Source organism: Iodobacter sp. BJB302 (assembly GCF_002735645.1).
Classification (GTDB): Bacteria; Pseudomonadota; Gammaproteobacteria; order Burkholderiales; family Chitinibacteraceae; genus Iodobacter.
On the sequence record NZ_PDZG01000019.1, the window covers coordinates 60,348 to 71,530 of the forward strand.

An 11,183-nucleotide genomic window follows, 5' to 3' on the forward strand; every position below is an offset into this window, starting at 1 on the left:
CAGCCTGAGGGAGTAAATCATGCAAATCATTCTGTATTTATTAGTACTGCAAGGGCTGATGGGCGCTTTTGACACGATTTACCATCACGAGCTAAGCGTTGCCCTGCCAGGCAAAAAATCAGCTCAGCGCGAGCTGCGCCTGCACGCCATCCGCTCCAGCCTGTATGCGCTGGTATTTGCCGGGCTGGCCTGGTTTGAATGGCGCGGCATGTGGCTATGGGGATTATCTGCGCTGATTCTGATCGAAATAGCACTCACGCTATGCGATTTTGTTGAAGAAGACAAAAGCCGCCTGCTGCCCGCCACCGAGCGCGTTACCCACACCATTTTAGCCATGAACGGCGGCGCACTCTTTGGGCATTGGGCCATCAGCGTGGCCCCCGGCTGGGCCAGCCAGAGCACCAGCTTACAATTTGTCGATTACGGCCTGATCAGCTGGCTGTTAAGCCTGTTTGCACTTGGTGTGGGCTTATCAGGCATTCGGGATGGGTTCGCCAGCATAAAACTTTATAAAGAGGCCAAAATCATGAACAGCAATCCCTTTCTTAGCCTGCCGCAGCAACGCATTTTAATCACCGGCGGCACTGGTTTTATTGGCGGAGCACTGTGCGAGCAACTCCTCGCCGCCGGGCACAGCCTCTGCCTCTTTAGCCGCAATCCACAGGCCACCAACATCCAGTTTAAAAGCAAAGTGCGCGCTTTTTCCCGCTGGGAAGACCTTTCCCCCGGGGAGGAATTTGATGCAATCATCAATTTAGCCGGCAGCCCCGTAGTTGGCCCGCGCTGGAGCGATGCGCGCAAAAAAGCATTGCTGGCGAGCCGAATTGGCACAACAGAAGGATTGCTGGGCTGGCTGGCAAAGGCAGAGCACAAACCCAGCGTATTAATTAATGGCTCAGCCATTGGTTATTACGGCTGCCGTGGCGATGAGGCGCTGGATGAAAACGCCGGCACGCAAAACGAATTTATGTCGCAACTTTGCAGCGAATGGGAAGCGGCAGCATGCAAGGCAGAAGCCTTTGGCCTGCGCGTTGTCCGCTTACGCCTTGGCCTAGTTTTTGGCCCCGGCGGCGCGCTGCCCAAGCTGCTCTTGCCCTTTTATCTGGGATTGGGCGGGCGTATGGGCGATGGGCTGCAAGTTGTAAGCTGGATACACAGAGACGATGTACTGGCCGTGATCGCACAGGCCATCAGCAATCCACAATTGAACGGCGCTTACAACCTCAGCGCGCCCGAAGCGGTAAGCCAGGCGCAATTTGCCCAAACCGCGGCCAGCCTTTTGCGCCGCCCCCGCTTTTTTACCACCCCGGCCTGGCTGATTAACGGCTTGCTGGGCGAAATGGGCGCGCTCTTTACTAAAGGCCAGCGGGTAATCCCCAAACGCTTGCTGGATGCGGGCTATCGCTTTAAATACCCTGATCTGCAAAGTGCACTGCAAGCCCAGATTAAGGGAGGGCACTGATGCCAAGCCTTTATCAGCAGGCGCTGGGCCAGGACTTTGCCCAGCTTAGCCCCCTGCTGCAAACCCTGCACGGGGCTGAACAGCAGCTCTGGCAAGGGCAAGCCGATGTAAAGTGGGGCAAGCCAAGACTCATCCGTGGCCTGCTTTACATCGCCATGCGCTTACGTCTTTTGCCAGCCGCAGGGCAGAATCTGCCCTGCCAGGTTAAAATCCGGCAGGATGCAAAAGGGGAAGTCTGGCAACGCCGCTTTGCCCAAAACCCCATGCAATCCCGCCAGCGCTGGCGCAATGGTGAGCTTTGGGAGCAAATGGGCCCGCTGGCGCTGCAATTACATAGCCAAGTCAGCGAGGGCCAGCTATTGCAAAGCAGCCAAACAGCCCGCTGCTTCGGCCTGCCACTGCCCCTGCAAGTCACCGCCAGAGAATGGGCCATCAGCGACGTCATGCATTTTGAAGTTGAAATTGGCTTTAAAAAAGGCAGCATGATTTTGCATTACACAGGAGCGCTAAGGCTGGTAGCTGAGGTTTAAATAAGGGATGTGAATCGGAAACCCAAATCTTGAAACATAGCCTTAGGGTGGGCAGGTTTTTATGCCCACGCGTCACCCCCCATGAAAATGCTCTCTGTGGCCTCTGCGTTTCAAAATCTAGATCTTGCTCTGCAACTTCAGTATCCGTAGGGTGGGTTAGGCCAGAAAATATATTAAATATGGGCACTGCCGTATCTTGGCCGCGTACCCACCGCAGCGCAGTGTCATGGTGGGTTACGGCCGACATAAATTAGCGTCCTGATGAGCATCAAGAGCGGCCTAACCCACCCTACGATGACCTTTTTCTTCTACAGGAATTGTGTAGATACATATGCCTGCGGTGGCTACCGCTCCTAAATCAACGTGCCGAAGGCACTAAAAAGACAAGCTCTGCATAACTTCAGTTACCCAACAAAGAACCCCATGAAAAAACTATACCTGCTGGCCGGTAATGGTAGTGCAAGCGACTGGTGGGACGATGTCTTGCCGCATTTCACGCAATATCAGCCCATCCCCATTGAGCTACCTGGCTTTGGCGATAATCGCGATCCGCTCCCCGATTCCCTGCATGGCCTTTCACTGGCACTGGAGCAACAGCTGGAACCAGGCCACGCCATTTTGGCGACGGGGATCAGTGCACTGCCGGTTTTACATTTACTGGTACGGCGTCCCGGCTTTTTTTCACGCGTGATTTTGCTCTCCCCGGTGGGTGTTTTGCTGTGGAAGCGCCGCTTGCCAAGGCTGATGGCCCAGCCCGGCTTGTTAACGCTGGTGCAAACCTTACTCTCCCATGCGCCCAAGCTGTTTTCAGGGCAATTTGCTGCCGCAGGCTTTAGGCCAGATTACACAAGAATCGCCAATGGCTATCGCCGCTGCCGCGCTTTCAAGCCTTATTTTCGCTGGGTGCAGCCCGATTCTGCCCTTACCCTCTTTGATCAAATCAGCGATCGCATCGAGCTGATCTGGGGCGCGGAAGACAAAATCGTCAGCCCCGCCCACGCCGCCGCATGGGAAGCGGTGCTCTGCCGGGCAGAGCTATCCGTCACTATCCAGGCAGGCTGGGGGCATTATCCATTTTGGCAGCATCCGGCCGCATTTACCCGCTGGCTGGAAGCCGGGCCCGCTGGCTTTGCAGCGCATACCAAGGCAGGGCGTTTGCTGCTGGCCAGCCACGCCGCTTTGCCCGTTCCCGCACTGATCAGCATCGAAAGCCCTGATGACCCACGCCTCGCGCCCTTTTTGCAGCAAGCCGCGCCGCACGGCTGGGCAGTGCGTTCATCCGGCGATGATGAAGACGGCATTGATATCGCCAATGCAGGCCGCCACCAAACCTTTTTACGCGTCGCCTCTGCCGATGTGGCCCGGCGCAGCGCAGAGATTTTTGCCAGCGGTGTGCGATGTGTTGTGGTGCAGCGCATGATTCACCCCACCTTATCCGGCGTTGCCTTTGTGCGCCCGCTTTCGGCGCAGATCGAGTGGGTAGAGGGCCATTTAGAGGGGCTGGTTGATGGCACCGCCCATCCAATTTCGCTGCTGCTCTCCCGCATGGGCGGCGGCTGGGGCGCAAAGCCCAAGCCGGTTAAGCTTAGCCCTGATACCACTAGCCCCAGCCAAACCCGGCTATGGGATTTTCTGCAAGCCATTGTCGCGGCGTTTCATCAGGCCCATCTTGATATCGAATGGGCTTGGGATGGAGAGCAGTTTTGGATGCTGCAAGCGCGGCCGGTAACGGTCTACCCATGGCAGCGCTGGCTCACTTCCGCCAATATCGACGAGATTTTGCCTGAATCCCCCAGCCGCTGGATGGAAATGGCCCAGCGCGGCGCGGCCAGCAGCATTCCTCATGTCTATGCCCGCTGGGATACGCGGGTGCTGGACGATAACGAGAAATTTAGCGCGCTCTATCAGGATGCCAGCTATATCAATAGCGATCTGTTTTTGGCCCGCATGTTTGATTGGGGAATGGATGGCGCGCAATACGCACGCGAAGTGGGCGGCAGCACGCCCGCCATGCCCAAACGCCCCCTGCGCTGGCTAATGTCCATCCCTGTATTTATCCGCATGCTGTTTGCCAGCAGGCAAGCCATCAATCAGCTTGATAAGGGCCTGGCACAGTGGCAGGCCGAGCTGCAAACGATTTGCCAAAACCCTGATCAAAACGATAGAACCGGGCAACTGGCCCGCTGGTGGCTGCGTTTTTATTGCTGGCTGGTGCAGCAAAATCTCTGCATTGCTGCGGCACTGGCCAGCAGCGGCGGCGATTTATTAGGCCGCCCCGCCACGGTCTACCAGGCCCTTACGGCCAGCACGCACCGCCTGCCCTGGGAAACAGACCCCGCCACACCCCGCCAAGAAGGCCCAGCCCCGGCTTTGCAAACTTTAGCCCGCTGGCCCGCTGCCATTCGTCTCGCGCACAAACTTGGCCTGCCCGGCATGCGCGGCTACTACAGCCAGGTGCGCGAGCATTTTCGTGATCAGCTGATGCGCCTGTTTTTTCAAATGCACCACGCTATGCCAGCAGAGCAAGCAGCCTGTTGGTTTAGTCCCGTGGACAGCCCCAGAAGCCGGCGCGGCAGCTTCTGGCAAACCGGCTCGGCCGAGCTAGGCCAAAGCGCAGCGCTGCTGATTTACCCCGGAATAGTCAGCGGTATACTGGGCAGCGATATTTTATTGGTCGATACGCTGGACCCAGGCCAGCACGCCCATTACCGGCAAGCCAGCGCCATTATCGCCCGCTCCGGCGGCATCTTATCGCACGGCTCCACCCTGCTGCGCGAGCTAAAAATCCCCTCCGCCATCCTGCCGGAAGTTTCTTCGGAATGGCTGGGTAAAAGGGTGTGTTTGAATAATGGGCAGCTGAGTTTGATTGAGTGATGCGGGTCAAAACAACCATCAGAGCGCGCACTCATGGTTGCTTGCTCTGATGATTGAGCTAACTAAAATAAACTCCGGTTTGATTTATTCAACTCCGTCATTCCCGCGCATACGGGAATCCAGTATTTATTACCGGATTCCCGATAAAGAAATGAGCGAATAACAATTTAATCAGGGGGCACTGACAAAAATTGTCTTTTTTATTGAAACAAGATTATTTATCTGAAAAATACCCATTTAATAATTTAAGCGATATTTCTTTGGCAATGGGGCCGCCCATTTGCTTGTTACTGGCCTCAGGCTGAGTTTTATCCGTGATATTACTCACAAACAGATATTCTTTACCTGCGTTTTCCACCATACCGATATACCAGCCATCGCGCATTTTTCCGTTATTCTTGCCATTGTCATTTCTGTTTTTCCAGCCGCTGCCAGTTTTGCCGTAGTAATCTGCACCCTGATCTAATTGACCTGCATAAATAATTTTCTTTGTTTCAAGCATGGCCGCATTACTTACAGGCAAAGACCTGTTTGCAAATCTTTGTAACAGGCTCATTTGCTCTTTTGCAGATATTTTTAAGCTGCTGCTTAGCCACGCGTTAGTCAGGCCATTATTTTTACCTGGGTCGCCGGTGAAATCCTGATTGCCGTAATTAAACTGAGCCAGGTATTTTTTTATTTTAGCCAAGCCAAGCTCGGGTGCAATTTGCTGAGATACCCAGACAACAGAATATTTTTCCCAGCTGGCCGGGGTTTGATCCTGGCTCCAGCCGGGTAAATCATAGGGCTTGCCATCCCATTTATAGACACTATCCTTTTTCATTATCCCGTCATCAAAAGCCATTAAAGCCAAAGGAAACTTAAATGTAGAATTAGCGGGGATACGCTCGGCACAGCGCTGATCAGGGTTATATTCAGCCACCATTTTTTTGCTGCTATTATCATAAAGCATAAAACAGCCATCATAGCCTTTAAATAGCTTTTGATAATCTGCATCAAATGCCTGAGCCGACCCCATTGCAGACAACATTACAGCTATTACTAATAATCTATTTTTTACAGACATAATTTATTTCCTGCACCTGATCAAATAATGATGTGATGCATAGTAAAGAATGCTGCATCACCGGGTAAATATGCTATTTTGTAACATGTGTAACATTCATAAAAACAACTCAATAAACGGAAAAGAATGCTGATTACTTCTTTTTAAGTGCTACTCTATAACGGCTTTAAAACTCTTATTCATTTTGCATTTCACCTTCACACTATGCATAGCTCAGAGCCAGGCTCACAGCCTCCCGTCGTGATTGAATTGTCCCCGCCCTATGCTGTGCAGGGCAGGCTGGTGCGTTATCAGTCGCTCTGGTTGTTGCTGCGTATCATTTACGCCCGGCAGATTGAAAAACGCCCGCTCTCCGCCGCCACGATTCGCGCTCATTTCCCGCAGACTAAATCCATCCGCATGATAATTTCGCGCGCATTTGCAGAATTTTCCCGCCTTGGTATTGCCGTGGGCTGGGGGCATGATCAGCAAATTGATCTGGCGCTGCTCAAGCTTTCACAGCGCAGCCGCGGGCCTTTTTGGCTGCAGGCAGATACCCTGGAGCGTTTTGTATTTCTCCGCCAGGGTGAGCATATTTCAGCAGATGAGCTGGGGCCTTTTTTAGGTTTACACGCATCTGCCCAGCCCCAAATGGGTATGGTAGGCGAGCGTAACGGTGTGGATTATGTGATGCAGGATATGCGCTTCTGGCAGCATCTGACCCAGGGCATGCGCGAAGGCCACGATGGCTTTGTACGCCCTGCTGCATTGCGCCAAAGTGATCCTTTTTTACTGGCCCAGCAATGTGCCCAGGATGATTTTCAGCAGGCCCTGGCTTTAATGAAAGCCAGCCTAGCATGGCGTCGCAGTGATTTACTTGCTGAAAGCAAGCAGGCTTTAAGCCGCTTTGAACATATTATTGCCTTGGGGCAACTGGCCAGCGCCCGGCCCACTTTTGCCGCCATGGCGCAAATTGTGCACGCATGGGACCGCTACAGTCAGGGCGATACCGAAGCCGCAAGGGTGCTGCTGCAGCAGCTGGAGGCATCTGCCACGCTTGGCCCAGTTGTGCGCTACAACCCACGGGTGCGGTTTGAATTTCTAAATTTAAGCGCCCTGCTTTATAAGTTTGACGCCATGGCCGAAGGCGGTGCGCTGCGACAGGAATCGGCCGATGCCGCCTTACAGGCGCTCAGCTATGCACTGGAGGCCGCCTGCGAGGCCGATTCTATTGATGCCGTGCAGCATGCGGCCGCCAATATCGGCTGGTGCTTATGGCTGTTTCGCCAGCTTGATTTGCTGGATCAGCCCCTGCCCGCGGTACAGGCCCAGGCTATGCGCTGGCTGGGTTTATCTGAGTGGATCTGCGATCGTTTTGGCGTGGGCAGCGCCTCGGCGTGGAACACCATTTTCATCCTGCGCATTGCACGCGGCAATTGCCATGGGGCAAGCTCGCTGGCCACATTTCGCACACAGCAGCCCATGTCTTTAAGCGAAGCGGCCCTGGCTCTGCAGCCTTTATCCGCCCCTTTTGCGCTTGGCTTTAACCATTGGTTTGCATGGGCGCAATTCACACTGGAAGAATACGATAGTGGCCGGCTGCGCTTTCCGCCTTTGCAACTGGCTAATCTTTTATTAGAGGCAGCATGGTTTTGTGTCTTTGAGCAGGGTGCCAGCCTCGCCGCCTATCAAATCGTGGAGCGATTACGTGCCCAGCTGCTGGAATTACGCCCTAGCGAGCGGGTGTTTTTTCGCGATGCATTAAGTGCAATTCCACTGCCCTGATTAAATAAGCTGAATACATATATAGATTACTGGCATTGCTCAGGAATATCGGCAATTGCATTCATTACACTGCTGGCGGTTAATTTAAAATAGGGCCAGATTGGTAAATCCAACTGAGCTAATTGCCGGGCAGTCCAACTATTGCAGGTATTAAACACATGATATGCGCCTATTGCGGCATAAAATTCGCTGTCCCCATACAGGCCTTTACCCAAAGCACTGACAGATCCGCTGCTTAAATCAAAGCTTTTTGCCAGATTCTGGCTTAAACGTTCTAATTGCACGCTAGAAAGGCAGATTTCTTTTATCTGGCTGTTTTTAAAATACTGGCGCGGATCATAAGGCACGGCCACCAGATGAATAATCGACCCAGACATCCCCAGCATGGCCCGCACTGCAATCCCTGCAGTGACATTTCTTTCCTGATAAAAGCCTTTATCGCCCCAGCCCATTTCCAGATAAGGCACATCACCAAAACGCTGCTTCAATTCGGGAAACTGCTTTAACACCGTAGCAGGTAATACCAGACCGGTATGCCAGCCATTATTAATAATATATACAGATGCACTATTAGCGGGAACAGGCTCCACCGCATAAGTTGAATTGCTTAGAAAACACATCAAAAAAGCGCATATTGTAACTAATCTGGATAAAACCAATTTTCTGATACTCCAACTATTTATAAATTAAATCAGATTGTAAATTAACACATTGCCAGCCGGATTTATATTTCTACAATAAGGCTCCGGTTAACCAAGCTGAATAGCCCCATGCGTACACCCATCCTTGCCCTGCTTGCATTTAGCCCGCTCGCCCAGGCCCTCACCTTAGCCAGCAGCGACTGGCAAATCGATCTGGACCCGGCCACCCTCGCAGCCACAGCCAGGCTTGGCGACGGGGCGCTGCTGCCGCTTTCATTGCCAGACCAAGCCGCCGCAGTCAGCCAGCTGAAACAAGACGCCTCACAGGCCAGCTGGCAATGGGGCGAGGGGACAAAGGTGGATGCGGCCTTAAAAGGATCAGTGCTGACGCTCAAATTCAGCCGCAGCAGCAGCGGCCAGATCAGCTGGCCTTTAATCCCATCGGGCGCTAAAGGCCTGCTGCTGCCGCTGTTTGAAGGCAGCTATATTCCCAGCCAGGATGCGGCATGGCGTAAAGCTTTAAGCAAGGAATACGCCGGCATCAATACCACCGAAGGCCTTAGCCTGCCGGTACTGGGACTGGATTATGGCAAGCAGGTGGTCTCGGTTTTATTTAGCAATCCGTTTAATAATGAGCTGAATTTTTTACCAAATACCAAGGGCATTGCAATTAAAGCCAGCCATGATTTTACAAAGCTGGATTTTCAACGCCCCTATGAAGTACAAATCGCCCTCAATGGCAGCGACTGGCTTTCCCCCGCCAAACGCTACCGGCAGTGGGCCAAAGACAATGGCAAATTTGTGCCACTTAAAGAAAAACTGGCCGCCGCCCGCGATGGCGAAAAGCTGCTCGGGGCCAGCCATGTTTATGCCTGGGGCCAGGGCCAGCTTAGCCCAAGCGACGTCAATGACTGGGCGAGTTTAAACACGGCCATCCTGGCGGCAAGCGAGATCAAGCTCAATGCCGCAGGGCAAAAGTTGCTCCTGGCTAAGAATATTAAAACCAATCGTTATGAGCAGGGAGTCTTACTCAACAGCTTGGATGAGGCGCTTAAAAACCATATTAAAGGCCGGGACGCCGCCGCATATAAGGCGCGTAAAACATGGCTTATTCAACACCTTGGCAAGGCGCTGACCGATCCGCAAACATGGGGCGAAGGCGCATCCGGCAAGATGGTGGCCGCCTTAGAAAAAGCAGGCTTGCCAAGGCTTTGGATAGGCTTACCGCAATGGGAAGCAGGCTTTGCCAACCCGGAGGCCATTGCCGCCGCCCGTAAGGCTGGCTATCTGATTGGCCCCTACGACTCTTACGATACCGCCCTGCCCGATGGTAATAACAACCCGGATTGGAGCTCGGCTCAACTCGGCCAAGATGCCTTTTTGCGCTGCGGCATTATGCTTAAAAACGGCAAGCGCAAAACCGGCTTTCAGGGCGAAGGCGTGTATGTTAATCAAGACTGCGTGCGGCCCTTACTCGAAAAACGCGTGCCCGCCCTGCAGGCCGCCAGCCCTTATAACAGCTGGTTTTTAGACGTAGCTGCCACCGGCATGATTTTTGACGATTACGACCCCGCCAAGCCCACATCAGAAGCACAGGACGCGCAAAATCGTGAAAATGGCATGGCATGGATAGGCAAAAAGCTGGGCGTGATAATTGGCTCAGAAGATGGCCACGCGGTAGCCAATAGCCAGGTGGCCTTTGCCCACGGCATGCAATCCCGAGGCTTTGGCTGGGGGGATGCAGATATGCGCAAAAACGCCGCTTCGCCTTATTATTTAGGCCGCTGGTGGCCCAATAATCAGCCCGAAACCTTCTTTAAAACCGTATCGATCAAGCCCGAATACCAGGCGCTGTTTTTTAACCCGGCCACCCGTGTGCCGCTGTTTCAGGCCGCATTTCACGACAGCATCGTTACCACCCATCACTGGACGCTTGATCCGCTTAAATTTAAGCAAACCCGCAGCATCAACGAGTTGCTCGAGCAACTTTATAATGTGCCGCCGCTGCTGAACCTTAGTCTGGAAACCAATGCCAAACGCCTGCCTTATCTGAAGCAACTGGATGCCTTTTTCCGCCCGCTGCATCAGCGTCTGGCCTATCAGACATTGACACATTTCAGCTGGAAAAACAGCGATGGCAGCGTGCAGGAAACCCAGTTCAGCGACGGCACCCGCCTGATCGCCAACTTTGGCAGCAGTCCGTATAAAGAAGGGGCGCACAGTATTGCGGCACTCAGCGTATTAGCCATCCTGCCCGATGATAAAACGCTAACATTTCAATCCCCGAAATGGCCGTGAAGGGATAGATAGGCGGTGGGGCGGGTGAAACTTGCCTATTTCAAATGCTCAAAGCTTCAAACCGGCAAGTTTCACCCCATATGCTAACCAATATGTTTTTGTAATTAGCAAACAACGAAAAAATGTACTAACCACGCTCTCTGCGCTGGGCTTAAATCTCCCCTTGAAGCACGCCGAAACGAGGAATAAGCGGATCGGGGTTTCGGAAAAGGGGTAGCGAGGCAGCGAGCGCGCAGCCTTTTTCGCCGAGCCGATTATCCGCAGTGAGGGGCCTTCGTGCTGGCCGGGGCGGCCTTCTTTGGCTTCGTTTCTTGGCCGAGCAAGAAAGGAAGGTCCAGCGGGACGCCCACACCTAAATCAACGTGCCGAAGGCACTAACAGGGTCTTTTTGAACTTGGTTAGCCCATCCATAAGGGTTGAAATGTAGTGGTCAAGTATTTACAGACACCAAGATCGGTTTTTTTGCTGCCATTGTTTGTTCATAAATAATGGGCGGTAAATTGCCTCTGGCTGAGTGCAAACGGACGCAGTTGTAAAAGCCGGCGATG

The 11,183-nt window shown here is 53.2% G+C and carries 7 protein-coding genes; 5 read left to right on the top strand and 2 right to left on the bottom strand.

All coding sequences use genetic code 11. The features are described 5' to 3' along the window. Nucleotides 1-19: 19 nt before the first annotated feature. From CSQ88_RS08495 to CSQ88_RS08505, 3 genes are all read left to right on the top strand, one after another. A complete protein-coding gene (locus CSQ88_RS08495; protein ID WP_099397674.1) occupies nt 20-1,462 on the top strand; it encodes a TIGR01777 family oxidoreductase in 1,443 nt (480 codons plus the stop codon). After that, entirely contained in the window at nt 1,462-1,992 is a 531-nt protein-coding gene (locus CSQ88_RS08500; RefSeq protein WP_099397675.1) for a DUF4166 domain-containing protein, read from the top strand. The genes CSQ88_RS08495 and CSQ88_RS08500 overlap by 1 nt, the downstream gene beginning before the upstream one ends. Before the next feature lie 423 nt (nt 1,993-2,415). Further along, nucleotides 2,416-4,866 carry a PEP-utilizing enzyme gene (locus tag CSQ88_RS08505; protein ID WP_099397676.1) on the top strand — a complete coding sequence of 817 codons (2,451 nt, stop codon included), beginning with the start codon at nt 2,416-2,418 and terminating at the stop codon, nt 4,864-4,866. A 214-nt stretch (nt 4,867-5,080) separates the two neighbouring features. On the opposite strand, the gene CSQ88_RS08510 is transcribed toward CSQ88_RS08505, so the two are convergent. Beyond that, nucleotides 5,081-5,932, bottom strand: coding sequence for a penicillin-binding transpeptidase domain-containing protein (locus CSQ88_RS08510; RefSeq protein ID WP_099397677.1), 852 nt, complete (start codon nt 5,930-5,932; stop codon nt 5,081-5,083). A gap of 240 nt (nt 5,933-6,172) precedes the next feature. Here CSQ88_RS08510 and CSQ88_RS08515 point away from each other — a divergent pair, with 240 nt between their 5' ends. After that, nucleotides 6,173-7,696, top strand: a complete 1,524-nt coding sequence (locus CSQ88_RS08515; RefSeq protein ID WP_218963041.1) for a hypothetical protein — start codon at nt 6,173-6,175, stop codon at nt 7,694-7,696. Nucleotides 7,697-7,722: 26 nt separating this feature from the next. Here CSQ88_RS08515 and CSQ88_RS08520 read toward each other — a convergent pair whose 3' ends face one another. Further along, nucleotides 7,723-8,316, bottom strand: a complete 594-nt coding sequence (locus CSQ88_RS08520; RefSeq protein WP_099397678.1) for a TIGR02117 family protein — start codon at nt 8,314-8,316, stop codon at nt 7,723-7,725. Nucleotides 8,317-8,466: 150 nt separating this feature from the next. Between CSQ88_RS08520 and CSQ88_RS08525 the strand changes: the two genes are divergently transcribed. After that, entirely contained in the window at nt 8,467-10,635 is a 2,169-nt protein-coding gene (locus CSQ88_RS08525; RefSeq protein ID WP_099397679.1) for a glycoside hydrolase, read from the top strand. Nucleotides 10,636-11,183: the final 548 nt, after the last annotated feature.

What these genes read in the sequence shown, in the direction of transcription:
- CSQ88_RS08525 (WP_099397679.1), top strand. Translation starts at nt 8,467, where the DNA reads ATGCGTACACCCATCCTTGCCCTGCTTGCATTTAGCCCGCTCGCCCAG.
- CSQ88_RS08500 (WP_099397675.1), top strand. Translation starts at nt 1,462, where the DNA reads ATGCCAAGCCTTTATCAGCAGGCGCTGGGCCAGGACTTTGCCCAGCTT.
- CSQ88_RS08495 (WP_099397674.1), top strand. Translation starts at nt 20, where the DNA reads ATGCAAATCATTCTGTATTTATTAGTACTGCAAGGGCTGATGGGCGCT.
- CSQ88_RS08520 (WP_099397678.1), bottom strand. Translation starts at nt 8,316, where the DNA reads ATGTGTTTTCTAAGCAATTCAACTTATGCGGTGGAGCCTGTTCCCGCT.
- CSQ88_RS08505 (WP_099397676.1), top strand. Translation starts at nt 2,416, where the DNA reads ATGAAAAAACTATACCTGCTGGCCGGTAATGGTAGTGCAAGCGACTGG.
- CSQ88_RS08510 (WP_099397677.1), bottom strand. Translation starts at nt 5,932, where the DNA reads ATGTCTGTAAAAAATAGATTATTAGTAATAGCTGTAATGTTGTCTGCA.